Annotated in this window: 19 protein-coding genes; 8 read left to right on the forward strand and 11 right to left on the reverse strand. The window is 62.1% G+C overall.

Annotated elements, in window-relative coordinates; genetic code table 11:
* The first annotated feature begins 257 nt into the window (after positions 1–257).
* The 4 genes from EAY64_RS07040 (at position 258) to EAY64_RS07055 (ending at position 3,506) form a co-directional block, all read left to right on the forward strand.
* Positions 258–932 (forward strand): DUF3313 domain-containing protein, encoded by a 675-nt coding sequence (locus EAY64_RS07040; protein WP_103524071.1) that lies wholly within the window; start codon positions 258–260, stop codon positions 930–932.
* Between the two features lie 156 nt (positions 933–1,088).
* Entirely contained in the window at positions 1,089–1,358 is a 270-nt protein-coding gene (locus tag EAY64_RS07045; RefSeq protein ID WP_103524072.1) for a hypothetical protein, read from the forward strand.
* A 135-nt stretch (positions 1,359–1,493) separates the two neighbouring features.
* Positions 1,494–2,198 (forward strand): FadR/GntR family transcriptional regulator, encoded by a 705-nt coding sequence (locus EAY64_RS07050; protein WP_226034235.1) that lies wholly within the window; start codon positions 1,494–1,496, stop codon positions 2,196–2,198.
* A gap of 33 nt (positions 2,199–2,231) precedes the next feature.
* Positions 2,232–3,506: a CynX/NimT family MFS transporter gene (locus EAY64_RS07055; protein WP_103524073.1), complete on the forward strand. Its 1,275-nt coding sequence runs from the start codon at positions 2,232–2,234 to the stop codon at positions 3,504–3,506.
* A 14-nt stretch (positions 3,507–3,520) separates the two neighbouring features.
* On the opposite strand, the gene EAY64_RS07060 is transcribed toward EAY64_RS07055, so the two are convergent.
* The 3 genes from EAY64_RS07060 to EAY64_RS07070 are packed head-to-tail and all read right to left on the reverse strand — an operon-like array spanning position 3,521 to position 7,269.
* Complete coding sequence (locus EAY64_RS07060; RefSeq protein ID WP_103524074.1) at positions 3,521–4,045, reverse strand: DUF2946 family protein; 525 nt, start codon at positions 4,043–4,045, stop codon at positions 3,521–3,523.
* A 48-nt stretch (positions 4,046–4,093) separates the two neighbouring features.
* Positions 4,094–6,580, reverse strand: coding sequence for an ABC transporter permease (locus tag EAY64_RS07065; protein ID WP_103524075.1), 2,487 nt, complete (start codon positions 6,578–6,580; stop codon positions 4,094–4,096).
* Entirely contained in the window at positions 6,577–7,269 is a 693-nt protein-coding gene (locus EAY64_RS07070; RefSeq protein WP_103524076.1) for an ABC transporter ATP-binding protein, read from the reverse strand. Before EAY64_RS07070 ends, EAY64_RS07065 begins: the two co-directional genes overlap by 4 nt.
* A 12-nt stretch (positions 7,270–7,281) precedes the next feature.
* Here EAY64_RS07070 and EAY64_RS07075 point away from each other — a divergent pair, with 12 nt between their 5' ends.
* Positions 7,282–7,869 carry an arylesterase gene (locus EAY64_RS07075; protein WP_103524077.1) on the forward strand — a complete coding sequence of 196 codons (588 nt, stop codon included), beginning with the start codon at positions 7,282–7,284 and terminating at the stop codon, positions 7,867–7,869.
* A gap of 5 nt (positions 7,870–7,874) precedes the next feature.
* On the opposite strand, the gene EAY64_RS07080 is transcribed toward EAY64_RS07075, so the two are convergent.
* From EAY64_RS07080 to EAY64_RS07110, 7 genes are all read right to left on the reverse strand, one after another.
* The gene (locus EAY64_RS07080) at positions 7,875–9,131 is read right to left on the reverse strand and encodes a GGDEF domain-containing protein (protein WP_103524078.1); all 1,257 of its coding nucleotides are present in this window, start codon (positions 9,129–9,131) and stop codon (positions 7,875–7,877) included.
* Positions 9,128–10,309, reverse strand: coding sequence for a GGDEF domain-containing protein (locus EAY64_RS07085; RefSeq protein ID WP_103524079.1), 1,182 nt, complete (start codon positions 10,307–10,309; stop codon positions 9,128–9,130). Before EAY64_RS07085 ends, EAY64_RS07080 begins: the two co-directional genes overlap by 4 nt.
* A 159-nt stretch (positions 10,310–10,468) precedes the next feature.
* Positions 10,469–11,083: a peroxiredoxin gene (locus EAY64_RS07090; RefSeq protein WP_059287015.1), complete on the reverse strand. Its 615-nt coding sequence runs from the start codon at positions 11,081–11,083 to the stop codon at positions 10,469–10,471.
* 233 nt (positions 11,084–11,316) lie between these two features.
* Positions 11,317–11,586, reverse strand: coding sequence for a hypothetical protein (locus EAY64_RS07095; protein ID WP_103524080.1), 270 nt, complete (start codon positions 11,584–11,586; stop codon positions 11,317–11,319).
* 113 nt (positions 11,587–11,699) lie between these two features.
* Positions 11,700–13,502: an aspartate--tRNA ligase gene (gene aspS, locus EAY64_RS07100; protein ID WP_103524081.1), complete on the reverse strand. Its 1,803-nt coding sequence runs from the start codon at positions 13,500–13,502 to the stop codon at positions 11,700–11,702.
* Positions 13,503–13,581: 79 nt separating this feature from the next.
* Entirely contained in the window at positions 13,582–14,247 is a 666-nt protein-coding gene (locus tag EAY64_RS07105; RefSeq protein ID WP_103524082.1) for a DUF502 domain-containing protein, read from the reverse strand.
* 6 nt (positions 14,248–14,253) lie between these two features.
* Positions 14,254–14,493, reverse strand: a complete 240-nt coding sequence (locus tag EAY64_RS07110; RefSeq protein ID WP_103524083.1) for an FmdB family zinc ribbon protein — start codon at positions 14,491–14,493, stop codon at positions 14,254–14,256.
* A 270-nt stretch (positions 14,494–14,763) separates the two neighbouring features.
* Here EAY64_RS07110 and fabI point away from each other — a divergent pair, with 270 nt between their 5' ends.
* The 3 genes from fabI (at position 14,764) to EAY64_RS07125 (ending at position 17,690) form a co-directional block, all read left to right on the forward strand.
* Positions 14,764–15,540 carry an enoyl-ACP reductase FabI gene (gene fabI / locus EAY64_RS07115; protein ID WP_103524084.1) on the forward strand — a complete coding sequence of 259 codons (777 nt, stop codon included), beginning with the start codon at positions 14,764–14,766 and terminating at the stop codon, positions 15,538–15,540.
* Positions 15,541–15,606: 66 nt separating this feature from the next.
* On the forward strand, positions 15,607–16,536 hold the full coding sequence (locus EAY64_RS07120; protein WP_103524085.1) for a phosphate acetyltransferase: 930 nt from the start codon (positions 15,607–15,609) through the stop codon (positions 16,534–16,536).
* Positions 16,533–17,690 (forward strand): acetate/propionate family kinase, encoded by a 1,158-nt coding sequence (locus EAY64_RS07125; RefSeq protein ID WP_103524086.1) that lies wholly within the window; start codon positions 16,533–16,535, stop codon positions 17,688–17,690. Before EAY64_RS07120 ends, EAY64_RS07125 begins: the two co-directional genes overlap by 4 nt.
* A gap of 112 nt (positions 17,691–17,802) precedes the next feature.
* Here EAY64_RS07125 and rpsT read toward each other — a convergent pair whose 3' ends face one another.
* A complete protein-coding gene (gene rpsT, locus EAY64_RS07130) occupies positions 17,803–18,066 on the reverse strand; it encodes a 30S ribosomal protein S20 (protein ID WP_045847229.1) in 264 nt (87 codons plus the stop codon).
* Positions 18,067–18,130 lie beyond the last annotated feature (64 nt).

The raw sequence follows: 18,130 nt of genomic DNA on the forward strand, positions 1-18,130 counted from the left end.
CTGGGTTTGGCAGGCACGGCGGGTATCGGCGACAGGGTGATTGGGCAAGGGAGTGATGATACCAGCAAGGGCCGCACCTGGCATGCCGCTTGGGACGGTGCAGCGCGCTCCGCCCTGCGCACCCTCCGCTTGAATGCGGACAAGCATCACAATGTCATGGCAGCTATAGTAAGCTCTGCGCCGAGCGGCCCGCGTGAGGGAACTCCTGGCCAGCGGCCTTCTCCCATGCTGCACACCCCATACCGGAGACACCTGCAATGAAACCGTTTTTCCGCCTTGCCTGCGCCATGGTCGCCATGAGCGCGCTCAGCCACACAGCCATCGCCGAGGAAAACCAGCAACACTTGTTCAATCTGCCGCCGGAAGCCTTCCAGCCCAATCCCAAAGTGCCCGGCCAGATGCTTTATCTCAAGCCAGGCGCAGATCTCAAGCAGTACCACGCCATCATTCTCGAGCCCCTGTCATTTCTGGAGCGCCAACCCGACGGCAACTGGCAGCTGCTGGTCGCCGCCGAAAAAAACAAGATCGACCACTACTACCGCATGAGCATGGAAACCGCGCTGCGCAAGGAACACATCAAGGTGGTCACCGAGCCCGGGCCGGGCGTGGCCCGCCTGCGCGTGGCAGTAACCGGCTTCCAGCAGGACAAACCCGGCCTGGCCGTCAGCGACATCCTGCCGATCAAGGCCGCCTTCAACCTGGCGCGCTTCGCGACCGGCACCGATCCCTATCTGCTGAAAGTGTCTACCATGGGCCAGCTTGACGACTCGCAGGATCACACCTTGCTGGCTGGTGGCGTCAACCTGCTGGAAAACCCGGGCAGCAAGACCAAGGACGAAGCCATCACTGCCGAGCTGCTGAAAAAGATGATCAACAACTGGACCGCCAAGAACGCGCGCCAGCTGGCCCACGCGCTGTCACCGGCCAAGTGATCGCATCAGGAACAAACTTTGACAAGCGCTGTAACAATCCGTAATGGATAATTTTTGTCATGTGTTTTATGGTAGTTTGCCTGAGGCCGGTTTTTCACCCTCAACGCCGGCCGGCAAGCCGGGAATATCTCCCGCCCAACATAAAAGGAACCTGCAATGCGCAAATTCGTGATGATGGCACTGTTGACCCTGGCCACTGCCAATGTCGCTCTGGCTGCAGACGCCAGCTGTGATGCCAAGGCGGCCGAGAAAAAACTGGCTGGCGCCGCCAAGACCAGCTTCCTGAAGAAATGTGAAAAAGACAGCAAGGCTGCCGCACCGCAAGCCATGTGTGAAGGCAAGGCCGCCGACAAGAAACTGGCTGGCGCTGCCAAGAACAGCTTTGTGAAGAAATGCGTGAAGGATTCCGCTTCCGCAGCCAAATAAGCAGTCAGGCGGGCTGTTCCAGCCCGCCACTCCTACTCACGTCCCCGCAGCCCGCCACTCCACACTCTCCCAGTCTCCCGCTTGCCTCCTGTGCCAACACACGGCAAAATACATCGGATGATTGGATGAATAACCATGACCATGACAAAACTGACACAAAGCAAGCGTTCACTGGTTGATCTGGCGCTGGAGGAACTGGGCCAGCGGCTGACCAGCGGCATATGGGCCGTGGGCAGCCGTATTCCCACCGAGCCGGAGCTGGCCGAGCAACTGGGCATCAGCCGCAATACCGTGCGCGAAGCGGTCCGGGTCTTGCTGTATGCCGGCCTGCTGGAAGTCCGCCAGGGCGACGGCACCTATGTCCGTGCCATCACCAGCCCGGCCGAGGCCATGCGCAGCATCAGCCGGGCCAGCCTGCGCGAGCAGCTGGAAGTACGGGCGGTGCTGGAGGAAAGCACCGCCAGGCTGGCAGCCCTGCGCGCCGATGAGCAGGACATTGCCCAGATTGAACGCTGCCTGGCGGTACGCGGCGAACAGCAGCAGTACCAAAACGCCGACGACTTCATTGCCCGCGATCTGGACTTTCATCTGGCCATTGCCGATGCCTGCGGCAACGCGGCACTGGCCGAGCTGTACCGCTATTTCTCGCGCACGGTGCAACTGGGCATCCAGTTCTCCATTCAGGACGAGGCGCTGCCCGATCCCGACCTGGCCTCGCATCAGGCCATTGTCACCGCCATTCGCAATCGCGATGCAGCCGCTGCCGCCCAGGCTGCCGCCGCAGTTACCGGCCCGCTATTGCAGGCACTGGATACCTTGCTGCCACCCAGTGCAGGCTGATTGCCACACACTCAACTCCAATAAAAGAACATCATGTCCCGCACTACTCACTCTGCGCCGCCCAGTCTGGCGGACGAACTGCTGATCGACGCCGAAATCGATGATGATGGTGTACAGCAGGCCCCCGTACCCACGACCCCACGCTGGCTGCTGGTGCTGGGCCTGGTGCTGATCGGCATCAATCTGCGCCCCGCCCTGTCCAGCCTGGCCCCGGTATTGGGGCAGATCAAAACCGAAATCGGCATTTCCGCCACCATGGCCGGCCTGCTCACCACGCTGCCGGTACTGTGCCTGGGGCTGTTTGGCCCGCTGGCACCGCAACTGGCGCGCCGCTTTGGCAGCGAGCGCAGCATTGCCGCCGTGCTATTGCTGCTGGCGGCCGGCATCGCCCTGCGCAGCCAGCTTGGCCTGCACGGCCTGCTGCTGGGCTCGTTGCTGTCCGGTGCCGCCATCGGCATGATCGGCGTGCTGCTGCCAGGCATCGTCAAACGCGACTTTCCGCAGCAGGCCGGCCTGATGACCGGCGTTTACACCATGGCCCTCTGCCTGGGTGCGGCGCTGGCCGCCGGCGCCACCGTGCCGCTGGATCACCTGTTTGGTCAACGCTGGCAGGCGGCCTTGGCCTTCTGGGCCATCCCGGCCCTGCTGGCTTTCGCGGTGTGGTGGCCACAACTGGGCCAGGGGCAGCAGCAACATGCCGGCCACTGGCAGGTCAGCGGCCTGTGGCGTGAAGCACTGGCCTGGCAGGTCACCGCCTATATGGGCCTGCAGTCTTCGCTGTCCTACATCGTATTTGGCTGGATGCCGTCGATTCTGATCGAACGCGGGCTGTCGCCGCTGGATGCCGGCCTGATGATGTCGCTGTCCATCATGGTGCAGGTGATTGCCTCGCTGGGCGTGCCATTGCTGGCGCAGCGCTGCCCGGATCAACGCCTGCCCATCGCCTGCGTGATGACGCTGACGCTGGCCGGCCTGCTGGGCATGCTGTATGCCCCGCCAAGCCAGCTATGGCTGTGGGCGGTGCTGCTGGGCATAGGTCAGGGTGGTGCATTCAGCATGGCGCTCAGCCTGCTGGTACTGCGCTCACCGGACAGCCACGTAGCGGCTCACCTCTCGGGCATGGCCCAGGGGGTGGGCTATACCATTGCTGCCTGCGGCCCGCTGGCGGCCGGCATCATCCATGATGTGGCCGGCAACTGGGCTCCGGTGGGCTGGCTGTTTGGTGGCATTGCCGGCGCAGCCTTGTGCTTCGGCCTGCTGGCAGGCCGCCAGCGTCTGGTCAGGGCCAGGGCGGTACGGCTGGACTGAGGCCGGGCAGGCTACTAGGCCTGCGGCCGGGCCACTACGCCATAACGCTGCCACAAGGCCGGCAGGGTGTGCAGGCTGAGCGGCAGCGGATGGCTGTCCAGTTGCAAGGTGGCGGGCAGCCGTGCGGTATCGCCATCCCATTCTGCGAGGCCGGCAGCGGCCACCGCAGCCAGATCGCGGTCGTCCACTACCGCCAGTTCGCCGGCAATCTCGATGAACAGCTGGCCTTCGGGTGTCATGAAAGCGGCACGGGCCTGCACATCGTCATCGCAGGGCAGTGTCTGCCATGCACCATCGACCAGCCGCGCAACCAGCGGTGCGGCATCCAGGCTGACAAACACCTTTTGCGGGCCGTTCTGCACATAGTAGCGGCCCTGTGCATCGCGGCTGTAGTTGCGGTTGAAGAAGGCCACCATGCCTTCGTGGCTCAGCCGCTCATCACGTATCCACCACTGCCCGCGTCCATCCAGCCGCAACCAGCCAAACACTGCCGGCACATTCGGCCACTTGGCCATGGCGGCCAAAACTTGCGTATCCATCTCTCCACACTCCTTGCGGGCTATCCTGCCCGCCTTGTTATGGGCTTGCTAACCGGCGCGCAAGATCGCCAGCGGCGAAGCGCGTGTTACCCGGCCAACCAGCGGCCAGCCCGCCAGTGTCACCACCACCACACCGCAAGTCATGCCGATGGGCAGCAGCCAGAAATTCATGCTCCAGGGCAGATTGAACAGCTTGCTGGCGGCAATGCCGCCAATGCCCATGGCCCCCAGCGCCGCCAGCAGGCCGGTGAATGCACCCAGCCAGGCCAGCTCGGCCACCACCACGGCCCGCAACTGCGCGCGTGAGGCCCCCAAGGCACGCATCAGCGCGATATCGGACAGCCGCTCGTCACGGGTGGCGGCCAGCGCCGCCCACAACACCAGCACACCGGCTGCCAGTGCCAGCACGAACATGGCTTCGATGGCGCGGGTGAGCTTGTCCACCATGGCGCGCACCTCGGCCAGAATAGCGCTAACGTCAATGATGGTGATATTGGGGAAGGCCGCTACCAGGCGATTGGCAAACTCCTCTTGCGCAGCGTCCAGCCGGAAACTGCTGATCCAGCTAGCCGGCTGCTGCTGTAACAGCGAAGGCGGTGCCAGCACGAAGAAATTCACCCGGAAGCTGTCCCAGGCCACGGCGCGCAAGCTGGTGACGCGGGCGCGATAAGTGCTGCCGCCGATATCAAAGGCCAGCGTATCCCCCAGCCGGATACCCAGCGTGCCGGCCAGCCCCTGCTCCACCGAAAACTGCGGCTTGGCCTTGCCCTGCCACCAGCTGCCCGCAACCAGCTGGTTGCCCTGCGGTAAATCATCACGCCATGACAGATTGAACTCGCGCTCGGCCAGGCGGCGGGCGCGCTCGTCTTGCAGCGCAGAGGGACGCAGCGGCTTGTCGTTGATGGCAATCAGCCGGCCACGGATCATCGGTGACAGCTCTGGCTGCGGCAGCCCGGCCACGGCAAAGCGGTCGAGCAATGCCGCGCGCTGATTCTGCTGGATATTGATAACGAACTTGTTGGGTGCATCCGGCGGAATGCTGTGTTGCCAGGCGGCGATCAAATCGTCCCGCACCACAGTCAGTGTCAGCAAGGCCATGATGCCCACCGCCAGCGCCACGATCTGCACGATGGCCAGCCAGGGGCGGCGCGCCAGATTGGCCACGCCGTAGCGCCAGCCCGTGCGCGGCGCAGACGGCAGCCGCCGCAACAGCCACAGCATGCCCCAGGCCAGCGCCGCCACCCCGGAGAAAAAGCCGGCCATGCCGGCCAGCAACCAGGCCGCCAGCCTGGCATCGTCCATTTGCCAGGCGGCCAGCGCCAACAAGGCCAGCACTGCAGCCAGTGGCGCCAGCAGATTGCTGCGCAACAACACCACATCGTTGCGCAGTACCGCCAGTGGCGAGACATTGCGAATGGCCAGCAGCGGCGGCAAGGCCAGGCCGGCCAGCAATAGCAAGGAAGAGGCCGGACCCAGCAGCCAGCTATGCCAGCCGGGGTCAGGCAGGACTTCACCGACAAAACGGCTGCTCAGCTGCATCAGCCCCAGCTGCACGGCATAACCGGCCAGCGCCCCCAGTGCGCCGCTGAGCAAGCCCAGCAGCAAGAACAGGCAGACAAACAGCCCCAATACCTCGGACGAGGTCAGCCCCATGCAGCGCAACACCGCCACCGGTTGCCAGTGGCGCGCCAGATAGCGCCGTACCGCCAGCGCCACGGCAGCGGCCGCCAGCGCCACGGTCAGCATGGCGGTCAGACCAAGGAAACGGCGTGCCCGCTCCAGCGCCGTGCGGATTTCCGGGCGGGCTTCTTCCACATTCTCCAGCCGGCTACCAGCAGGCAGATGCTGGCCCAGCCACTGGCGAAAGGCGCTGACCTGCCGGTCGTCCCCGGCCAGCATCAAGCGCCAGCGGGCACGGCTGCCTTCCTGGATCAAGCCGGTGGCGGCCAGGTCGGCACTATTGAACATCAGCCGTGGCACAAAGTTGTACAGGTCCATCGCCCCGTCCGGCTCACGCAGGATTTCCCCGCTGAGCAGCAGCGAAGTATTGCCGACACTGATGCGATCACCCAGCTTCAGCCCCAGCTTGCGCAGCAGGCGGGCATCGGCCCATGCCGTGCCGGCCGCCGGGTGCAGCACGCCTGTGCTTGGCTGTCCGTCCACACCACGCAGGGTAATTTCACCGCGTAGCGGATAACTGTTGCTGACCGCCTTGTAGGTGGCCAGCGTGGCCTGGCCCTGGGCAAACACCATGGAGGGGAAACTGATATTGTCGGCCAGTTGCAGCCCACGCCGCTGGGCCTCCTGGCGAATGGCCGCCGGCGCCGGCTGGTTGCCATTGAGCACCAGATCAGCCGCCAGCAACTGGGTGGCCTGGGTGGTTAGCGCGCGTTCGACCCGGTCGGAAAAAAAGCTCACGCTGGTCAGCGCCGTCACCGCCACCAGCAGCGCCAGCGCCAGAATGGTCAGTTCGCCCGAAACGATTTCGCGCCGCACAAAGCGTGCGGCCAGCAGCAGACGGCTCCACCAGCTCATGCCCGCGCTCCGTTCAGGCGGCCATCCACCAGGCGGTAAATGGCATCGCAGCGGCTGGCCAGCTCGTTATCGTGGGTCACCAACACCAGCGAGGTGTGTTGTTCGCTATTGAGCTGGAACAGCAGATCGATGATCTGGCGGCCGGTGGCCGCATCCAGATTGCCGGTTGGCTCATCGGCAAACAGGATGCCCGGATGGATGGCAAAAGCCCGCGCCAGTGCCACGCGCTGCTGCTCGCCGCCGGACAGGTGGCGCGGATAGTGCCGCAAGCGCTGCCCCAGGCCGACATGCGACAACATCTGGCTGGCGCTGTCGCGTGCGTCCTTGCGCCCGGCCAGTTCCAGCGGCAGCATGACGTTTTCCAATGCCGTCAGTTGCGGCATCAGCTGGAAATTCTGGAAGACAAACCCCACCTTGTCTCTGCGCAGCAACGCCCTGCCGTCTTCATTGAGCCCAGCCAGCGACTGGCCGAACAAGGCCACTTCGCCGCTGCTGGGCTGATCCAGCCCGGCCAGCAAGGACAGCAGGGTCGATTTGCCAGAGCCGGAAGCCCCGACGATTGCCACACTCTCGCCCGGGCCTACGCTCAGGCTGGCCGCCTGCAGAATATTCAGCGGCTCGCCGTTAAACACCACCTGTTTGGCCAGATTCTGCGCCGACAGCACTGCCTTGTTATCGATTGGAGTCATATGCCTTCTGCAATGGTCTACATTGTTCGCGTTCTGTGTGCCGCCCTGCTGGCGCTGCCGGCCTCTGCCGCCACCATTCTGGTGATGGGGGACAGCCTGTCGGCAGGCTACGGACTGGCACCGGGCCAAGGCTGGGTCAGCCTGCTACAACAGGATCTGGAGCCACGACACCGGATTATCAATGCCAGCATCTCCGGCGAAACCAGCGATGGCGGCCTGACACGCCTGCCGGAGGCGCTGCGCCGCCACAAGCCGGATATCGTGATTCTGGAGCTGGGTGCCAATGACGGCCTGCGCGGCCTGCCCCTGTCCCGGCTGCAGGACAATCTGCAACAGATGGTCAATCTGTCGCGCCGGGCAGCAGCGCGGGTAGTGCTGGTCGGCATGGCGCTGCCCAGCAACTATGGCCCCCGCTACACTGCGGAGTTCCGCGCGGTATACGACAGCATCGCCAAACGCAACCAGCTGCCCTATGTGCCGCTGCTGGTGGCCGGCTTTGCCACGGACATCAGCAAGTTCCAGCCGGACGGCCTGCACCCGGTGGCCAGCGTGCAAGCCACCATGATGCACACGGTCAAGGCCAAACTGCCACTGAAATAACGCGTCTAGCTGCTGCGGCTGAACCGCTCCAGCGCCGGCGCAGCCAGCATGCTGGCCAGACAGACCCGGTTGCGCCCCTGATGCTTGGCCGCATACAGGGCCATGTCGGCCAATTGCAGGCTGTGATTGACCGGGTCTGATGGCTGGCAGGCCACCACCCCGGCCGACATGGTCTGTTGCCAGCTGGCGGGCAACGCTTCCCAGCGTGCCGTGGCCAACCTGGCGCGGATGTCATCCAGCATGACGGCCAGCTCAGCCTCGGCCAGCCCGCCCGCCAGGATGACAAACTCCTCGCCACCGTAACGGAACAGCTCCAGCCCCGGTGGCAGCAGGCTGGATAACTGCTGCACCAGTTGCTGCAATACCGCATCGCCCGCCTGATGGCCAAAGCTGTCATTCACCTGCTTGAAATGATCCAGATCCAGCATGGCCAGGGCCCACGTGCGGCCGCTGGCCATGCTGTCTGCCGCATGCGCATCCAGCTGACGGCGCAGGGCGCGCTGGTTGTAGCAGCCGGTCAGGGCATCGCACTCCAGCAAGCGCTGGCGTTCGGCAATCGCCTCGGTCAGTTCCCTTTGCTGTTGCTGCAGTTGTTCGCGCTTGACCGCAGATTGAACATGCAGCTCGACCAGACTTTCCATCATGCTCTGATTGGCATGTCGCAATTTGACAGTATCGAACAGTGTGCTGCGAAAACGACCGAGAAAACGCCACTGCACCAGCAGATAGAGCAGCAGGCCGGCTAGCACCATCTGCTCCAGCCGCTGGCCATGGACCAGCAGACTGCATAGCGGATAAGCCCAGAAGGTGGCAAAAAACAGGGCGTGGATATCCCGGCAAGCGGCCACCATGATGCATAACAAGGCGAAAATGCCCGTCAGCCACAGCAGCAGCAACAGGTGATAGGGATTGTCCAGCTGATGGGAGTCCATTACCCAGACAGTAGCGCCCCACAGCAGGCAATCGGCCAGCACGCAATCACGCACCGCCGTGTAGTGCTGGAACACGCTGCCCGGATGCAGGTCGGCACGGCGAAAGCGGCGGATCACCCACCACAGCCGCCACTCGACCAGGCCAAACAGCAGCAACCACACCGCCAGATGCAGGGGCTGGGCATGCTGGTACATGATGGCAACCAGCATGGCCACGCCCCCGATCACCGCAGGAATCGAGCGATAGGCGATGTCGATGAAGTAGCGCAGCAGATCGGCCTCTTCGCGCCAACCGGCCTGCTCTTGCAGTAAAGGGAGTGCCGGTTTCATGCACGGCCTTTCTCGGCCAGTGCAGCCGTCTGTTCCACCATCACCCGGTTGCGCCCTGCGCGCTTGGCCGCGTAGAGCAAATCGTCGGCACGACGGATCAACTGCGCCAGATCCAGCCCCGGCTGCCAGGCCACCAGGCCGATGGACAGCGTCACCGGCCGCTGGCGGGTCAAGTCCGACCAGTCATGCTGCTGCAACCGCAGCCGCATCTGCTCCAGTCGTGGCTGGGCCTGCTCCAGCTCTGCACCGCTGAGCAGCAACATGAATTCCTCACCGCCATAGCGGCCCAGGCTATCACTGCCGCGCAGCTCGGCACCCAGCAGCAGGCAGGTCTGGCGTAGCACCTCATCGCCCACCAGATGGCCGAAACCATCATTGATGGCCTTGAAATGATCCAGGTCGAGCATGGCCAGACAAAATGGCTGCCCCGACACACTGGCATGCTCGAGCAGCCGCTCGCCCTGCAGCATGATGGCGCGCCGGCTGAGCACGCCAGTCAGCGGATCATGAGCCACCAGTTCCTCCACCTTGACCAGGGCCTCATCCAGCAAGCGGCCCTGCTCTTCCAGCTGCAGGTTTACCGCTTGCAATTGCTGCTGCTGCGCCCCCAGCTCGCTCAGCAACTCGCCGTTTTCATCGCGTGCCACAAAGCTGTCGCGGATGATGCGGTGCAAGGGCCAGATCACCACCACCAGTGCCACGCCATACAACAGGCAGGACAGCGCGGCCAGATAGAGCACTGGCACACCGCTGAGCAGCAGTTTGAGCATGGCACCGAACACCAGCACCAGCAGCGACAGGTAAAACAGGGAGCGTACGCTGGAAAAATAGGCGGCATAAGCGGCGGCCACCGCTGCCAGCCACAGCAGGACCAGCATCATGTACAGGGGATTATTGTCGGCAACCAGCCACCATGGCGCACCACTCCACAGCAGGCTGAGCAGCAGCGACCAGCCACAAAAGCGGCGAAAGTCGCGCTGACTGAGCGACTGGCTCTGCCGGCTTTGTCGCAACAAATGCCCAATCAGCTGCCGATAACACAACTGGCAAGCGAACATGCAACCCCACCAGCCTGCCACATCAGGCCAGGGCGTATGCATGAGCATGGTCAGCGCCAGCAGGGCCGCAGCAATCATGGAGAATGGCTGGGCCTCATGACTCAGGCTCAGGATATGCATGCGAACTGCCGTTTCCACCTGAGGAGGAGACTGTTGCAAATAGGCCACCCTGTTTATCTCTGTTTACTCAGGTATAGCAGGCCAAACGCAAAAACCCCGCCTGAAAGCGGGGTTGAGATGTCGAGTGCTGCCGCGCAGGCGGCAGGGCAAACAGGCTGATTACAGCTGGGCGGCGTTTTCTGCCAGGTAGGAAGCCACGCCATCAGCGCTCGGCTTCATGCCCTTTTTGCCCTTGTTCCAGCCAGCCGGGCACACTTCGCCGTGCTCTTCGGTGAATTGCAGGGCATCCACCATGCGGATCATTTCGTCCACATTGCGGCCCAGCGGCAGGTTGTTGACCACCTGGTGCTGTACCACGCCAGCCTTGTCGATCAGGAAGGAGCCACGGAAGGCCACGCCACCGTCGGCTTCCACGTCAAAAGCCTTGCACAGTTCGTGCTGGATGTCGGCTACCAGGGTGTAGCCAACCTGGCCGATACCACCCTTTTCCACCGGGGTATTGCGCCATGCGGCGTGGGTGAACTGGCTGTCGATGGACACGCCGATCACTTCTACATTGCGGGCCTTGAATTCAGCCAGACGGTGATCAAAGGCGATCAGCTCGGACGGGCAAACAAAAGTGAAATCCAGCGGGTAGAAGAACACTACGGCATATTTGCCGGCAGTAGCTTCCTGGAAGGAGTAGTTGTCAACAATCTGACCATCGCCCAGAACGGCGGAGAAGGTTTTTTCACCAGCGAAGAACGGTGCTTGCTTACCAACGAGTACGGCCATGCGGATCTCCTTGAGTTTCTTGATATGACAGCGTTTCCGGTATCGGGCGATGCGAAAACGCTGCGGAATGCGGGGGCTTTATAAAACAGCCCGCCCATCACCGGCCAATTGTAAATCCATATCGTGTCGATAAAGTTTCGCAATAGTCGGTTCGCCTTGCTGGCGATCTTTATCAGATGCGGGCGGCAGGCTTTGGTTTCAAGCCGCCCGGCCTTTGCTCTGGCAATGCTCGGTCAGGATTTTTCCTGTAGCCGGTGGCTGGCGCTGGCATCCAGCTCCAGGCCATATACCTCTTTGAGCTGGCGGATGCGGGCCAGCGACTCTTCGCCAAAGGCCACCTTGCCGTCAAAGGCATGCAGCACAATGCCTTCCAGCAGGTCGCCCAGGGTAATGTCGTGGTACTCCGCCATGGCTTTCAGTACCTTGAGCAGGCGCTTTTCGATTTTCACCCCGGTCTGGGTACGTTCCACCACGATGGCCTTGTTGTCAGCTTGCTGTGTCATTTTGCTCTCCTCGAATTAATTATAATTTTACATATGTACATAGGTAATTTACAAGGAAAATAAAAACGGACACCGCAGTGTCCGTTTTTGTGCTGTAACAGCAAGCGTCAGCCTCAGGCAGCCGGTTCGGCCTTCTGGCGCAGACGCAGGTTCAGTTCACGCAGCTGCTTGTCGTCCACCGCGTTCGGCGCATTGGTCAGCAGACACTGGGCACGCTGGGTCTTGGGGAAGGCAATCACGTCGCGGATGGACTCGGCACCAGCCATCAGGGTAACCAGACGGTCCAGACCAAAAGCCAGGCCACCGTGCGGCGGCGCGCCAAACTTCAGGTTGTCCAGCAGGAAGCCAAACTTGTTCTGCTGCTCTTCCGGGGTGATCTTCAGCGCGGCGAAGACCTTTTCCTGCACGTCGGCACGGTGGATACGCACCGAACCGCCACCGATTTCCCAGCCGTTCAGCACCATGTCGTAGGCACGCGCCAGGCAGGCTGCCGGGTCGGTGTCCATCAGGTCTTCATGGCCCGGTTTCGGGCTGGTAAACGGATGGTGGCAGGCAGTCCAGCGGTCGGCTTCTTCGTCATGCTCGAACATCGGGAAATCCACCACCCACAGCGGACGCCATTCGCGCACGAAGTAACCATCCTTCTCGCCACGCTCATGACCAATCTTGATACGCAGCGCGCCGATGGCTTCATTCACCACCTTGGCCTTGTCGGCACCAAAGAAGATGATGTCGCCGTTGTCGGCACCGGTGCGCGCCATGATTTCTTCCAGCGCGGCCACCGACAGGAACTTGACGATGGGCGACTGCAGGCCGCTGGTTTCGTCATTGGTGATCTTGCTCTTGTCGTTGACCTTGATATAGGCCAGACCCTTGGCACCGTAGATACCGACAAACTGGGTGTACTCGTCGATTTCCTTGCGGGAAATGGCGGCACCACCCGGTACGCGCAGGGCCACTACGCGGCCGTTCGGCATATCGGCGGCACCACGGAAGACCTTGAATTCCTCGGTCTTCATCAGGTCGGTCAGTTCGGTGAACTTGAGCGAGACGCGCAGGTCCGGCTTGTCCGAGCCATAGAGGAACATGGCGTCGTTGTAAGTCATGCGGGGGAACTTGCCCAGCTCGACATTCATCACGTCGCGGAAGATTTCCTGCGCCATGTTTTCGGTGATGTCCATGATCTCGTCTTCGTTCAGGAACGAAGTTTCGATATCGATCTGGGTGAATTCAGGCTGACGGTCGGCACGCAGGTCTTCGTCGCGGAAGCACTTGGTGATCTGGTAGTAGCGGTCGAAGCCGGCCACCATCAGCAGCTGCTTGAACAGCTGCGGCGATTGCGGCAGGGCAAAGAATTCGCCCGGATGCACGCGGGACGGCACCAGGTAGTCGCGGGCACCTTCCGGGGTGGAACGGGTCAGCATCGGGGTTTCGATGTCGATGAAGCCCTGCTTGTCCAGGTGATTACGCACACCCATGGCCACGCGGTAGCGCAGGCGCAGGTTCTTTTGCATCGGCGCGCGACGCAGGTCGATCACACGGTTCAGCAGACGGACGTTTTCCGAGATGTTCTCGTCGTCGATCTGGAAGGGTGGGGTGGCGGCGCTGTTGAGGATTTCGATTTCCTTGGCCAGGATTTCGATTTCGCCGGAAATCATCTTGCTGTTGGCGGTGCCGGCCGGACGTTCGCGCACGATGCCGGTGATGGCCAGCACGAATTCGTTACGGCTGCTGTCGGCCAGCTTGAAGGCTTCCGGGGTGTCCGGATCAATCACCACCTGCACCAGGCCTTCGCGGTCGCGCAGGTCGATGAAGATTACGCCACCGTGGTCGCGGCGACGGTGTGCCCAGCCTTTTACGGTGACGGTCTGGCCGAGGTATTTCTTGTCAATAAGTCCGCAGTAGTCGGTACGCATCGGATAACCCTTGTCTTGAATTCTGTATTGGTAAGTCTGAATGTAGTTCAGTGCACTGCAGGGCCAGGCGCTGGATTGCCTAGCCCTGGCGATTGAGTTCGTCGTTCAGGCGGGAGCGTTGCTCCTGCGGCGGCGGATTGGGTACCACCACCCCCATGGAGATCACGTATTTCAGCGCGTCGTCCACGCTCATGGTCAATTCGCGCGTGTCCCGCTTGGGCACCATGATGAAATAGCCGGAAGTCGGATTAGGCGTAGTCGGCACATAGACGCTGACATGCTCTTCCTCGCCCATTTCCGCCAGCACCTGCGGTGCCGGAGAACCGGTCTGGAAGGCTACCGTCCAGGCATCCTGATGCGGCCAGCGCACCAGCAGTGCCTTCTTGAAAGCCTGGCCAGAATCCGACAGCAGCGTATCGCTGACCTGCTTGACGCTGTTGTAGATGGATTTGACGAAAGGGGTGCGCGACAGCAGCCCGTGCCAGAAATCTACCAGGCGCTGGCCCAGTACATTGGCCGCAAACATGCCGGTGCCCAGCAGCATCAGGAAGGCAAACACCACCCCCAGGCCGGGTATGCGGAAGCCAAACAGCTGCTCCGGCCGCCATTCGTGCGGCAGCAGGTTCAGCGTCTGGTCCAGCGAACCGATGATCAGGTTCAGCACCCACAGGGTGATGCCCAGCGGCAGCCAGATCAACAGGCCGGCCACCAGGTAGCCCCGTACGGTCATTTTGATTTGTGTCATGGGGTGTTAAGCGCACCCGCCGCCGCAAGAACCATTGCCGCAGCTATGACCACCACCGGAGCTGCCGTTCTTGAAGTCGGTTTCATACCAGCCGGAACCCTTCAGCTGGAAACCAGCAGCGGACAGCTGTTTGTGGTAATCGGCACTGCCACAGGCCGGGCACTGGGCGATCGGCTCATCGCTCATTTTCTGCAGATGTTCCTTGGCTGCGCCACAGGCAGTACAGCGGTATTCATAGATCGGCATATTTCACTCCAACCATCATGTAAATGGCATAAATGGCGTATTTTTGCTACAGTGCACAATACGCTTTTACTGCAGTGCACAATAAATGCGTGACTCTGACCTATGATGCAAAGTGCGGCCAGAGAAGGCAAACACAAGTAGCTTACCCGCAAACCTTCGATTATATCCGACTGTCGCCGCAATACAAAAATGCTGTTTTCACGCACTCGCAACATCGCGCTGCCAGGATGACATCGACCCACTCCAAAAATGGTTTTACCAGAGGATTATATGGATAGCATCCGCAATATCATCAGTGGCAAAAAAGGCCTGATTGTCGGCATCGCCAACGAAAACAGCATCGCCTATGGCTGCGCCAGCGTGCTGCGTGAACTGGGGGCCGAAGTCGCCGTCACCTATCTGAACGCTAAGGCGGAAAAATACGTGCGCCCGCTGGCCGACAAACTGGAAGCCCCGCTGGTCATGCCGCTGGACGTGGAGCAGCCCGGCCAGATGCAACAGGTGTTCTCCGATATCGAGCAACACTGGGGCAAGCTGGACTTTGTCATTCACTCCATCGCCTTCTGCCCGATGGACGATCTGCATGGCCGTGTAGTGGACTGCTCGCGCGACGGTTTCCAGCAAGCCATGCATGTTTCCTGCTACTCCTTCGTGGAAATGGCCCGTCATGCCGAACCGCTGATGAAAGATGGCGGCTCGCTGATCACCATGAGCTACTACGGTGCTGACAAAGTGGTGGAAAACTACAACATGATGGGCCCGGTCAAGGCCGCGCTGGAAAGCGTGTCGCGCTATATGGCCAGCGAACTCGGCCCCAAGGGCATCCGCGTGCATGCCGTGTCGCCCGGTCCGCTCAAGACCCGCGCTGCTTCCGGCATTGCCCACTTCGACCAGCTGATCGACGACGCCATCGCCCGTGCACCGCAAAACAAGCTGGTGGATATCGAAGACGTGGGCATGACCTGCGCCTTCCTCATTTCCAATGCCGCCCGCAGCCTTACCGGCCAGACCATCTATGTCGATGGCGGCCATCACATCATGGCCTGATGCCACGGCGGCCAGCGCCAGCGCTGGCCAGCCTCCCCTATCCTGCTCGCGCCCCGGAGACCATCCATGACCCGCGATGACAAAGCATTTGACGACATCCTGCAACAAGCCACCAATCAGGGTCCGCTGCCCATGGCCGTGGCCCACCCCTGCAGCCGCGAAGCCTTGCTGGGTGCGGTAGAGGCCGCCGAACACGGCATTGCCACCCCCATCCTGATCGGCCCGCGCAGCCGGCTGAACAAGCTGGCCGAAGAGCTGGATGTCGACCTCTCCCGCTACGAAGTAATCGACACCCCGCATAGCCACGCTTCCGCCGAGCAGGCGGTCAAGCTGGTACGTGATGGCTATGCCGACATCCTGATGAAGGGCAGCCTGCATACCGATGAATTCATGACGGAAGTGCTGGCCCGCGACACCGGCATCCGCACCGACCGCCGCATCAGCCATGTATTCATCATGAAGGTGGAAAGCTATCCGCGTTATCTGTTCATCACCGATGCCGCCATCAGCATCGAGCCCGACCTGATGACCAAGCGCGACATCTGCCAGAACGCCATCGACCTGACCCACGCCCTGGGCATTGCCTGCCCCAAGGTCGCCATTCTGGCGGCGGTGGAAACCATCAACCCGGCCATGCGCGCCACGCTGGATGCCGCTGCGCTGTGCAAGATGGCAGACCGTGGCCAGATCAAGGGCGCCCTGCTGGATGGCCCGCTGGCCTTCGACAATGCCATCTCGCACGAAGCCGCCGACACCAAGGGCATCGTGTCGCAAGTGGCCGGCGACCCGGACATCCTGCTGGTGCCTGACCTGGAATCCGGCAATATGCTGGCCAAGCAGCTGACCTACCTGGCAGCCGCCTCCTCGGCAGGCATCGTGATGGGCGCGCGCGTCCCCATCGTACTGACCAGCCGTGCCGAAGATGCCACCGGCCGCCTGGCCTCGGCCGCCGTGGCCAATGTGCTGGCGCACCGCCGCCGTGGGGCCAGCCAGTGATCAAGGCGCTGATTGCCGTCAACGCCGGCTCCTCCACCCTCAAGTTCCGCGCCTACGCCATGGATGGCGGCGCACTGCTGATGCGCGGCCTGATCGACCATTTCGGCCAGAAGCACACCAGCCTCAGCCTGCACGACACCCTGCACCAGCAGCTGGAAGAGCGCGAGCTGGGCGATGACAGCCGCGAGGCTGCCGTTGCCGCCATGATCAACACCCTGGCCGATCACGGCATCGCCGTCGCCGCCGTGGTGCATCGGGTGGTGCATGGCGGCAGCCGCTTCCACGCAGTCACCCGGCTGGATGAAGACAGCTGCCAGGCATTGGAAGCCTTCATTCCACTGGCCCCGCTACACCAGCCGGTCAGCCTGCAGGTGATCGATGCCTTCCGCACGCTCGACCCCGCGCTGCCGCAGCTGGCCTGCTTTGATACCGCCTTTCACGCCAGCCAGCCGGAAGTGGCCACCCGCTTCGGCATTGCCCGCCACTGGCACGACGAAGGCGTACGCCGCTACGGCTTTCACGGCCTGTCCTATGCCTCCATCACCCGCAAGCTGGCTAGCCTGGGGCTGGCTGATGCCAGGGTAGTGGTGTGCCATCTGGGCAGCGGCTCCAGCGCCTGCGCCATCCAGCAAGGCCGCAGCGTGGCCTCCAGCATGGGCTTTTCTGCAGTAGATGGCCTGATGATGGGCACGCGACCGGGTTATCTGGACCCGGAAGTGGTGCTGTACTGGATGGAACACGAAGGCATGGGTGTGGGCGAGGTACGGCGCGAGCTATACAAAAACTCCGGCCTGCTGGGGGTGTCCGGTGGTGTGTCCGCCGACATGCGCGAACTGCTGGCCAGCAGCCTGCCGGCAGCGCGTGAGGCGGTGGAGCTGTTCTGCTACCGCATCGTGCGCGAGATCACCTCGCTGGCTGGAGCCATGAAGGGGCTGGACGCCATCATCTTTACCGCCGGCATTGGTGAGCATTCGGCTGAAGTACGCGGCCGCGTGTTGGGCCAACTGGGCTGGCTGGGCTTTGAAGCCGATCACGCCGCCAATCTGGCCCATGCACGGCAACTGACCAGCGCCGGCAGCCCGCATCACGCTTACGTACTGGCTACCGATGAAGAAGGGGAAATGGCCAGCCAGGCCTTTGCCCTGCTGGGCTGAAACACGGGTCGTGGCACTGGCGCAACAAAGCCGAGGCTAAGCTGGCCCGGAAAACACAAAAGGCCCCGCACTTGCGGGGCCTTTTTGCGTATTCGTCAGCGCTGGGCTGGGATCAGGCCATGGCCTTGATCTGAGCAGACAGACGGCTCTTATGACGAGCTGCCTTGTTCTTGTGGAACACGCCTTTGTCAGCGATACGGTCGATTACTTTGGTGGAAGCGTGGAACACAACCTTGGCCGCAGCCTTGTCACCACCTTCAATTGCCTTGAGCACTTTCTTTACTGCAGTACGGAACGCAGTACGCAGGCTGGCGTTATGCGCGCGCTGCTTAAGGGCTGTGCGTGCACGCTTGCGAGCTTGTGCGCTGTTAGCCATGAATCTTTCTCCTGATGAGCGGAATCTGAAACCCGCGATTCTAAGCCTTAAACTCAGGTTTTGC

It is taken from the genome of Aquitalea palustris, assembly GCF_003693445.1.
GTDB lineage: Bacteria > Pseudomonadota > Gammaproteobacteria > Burkholderiales > Chromobacteriaceae > Aquitalea > Aquitalea palustris.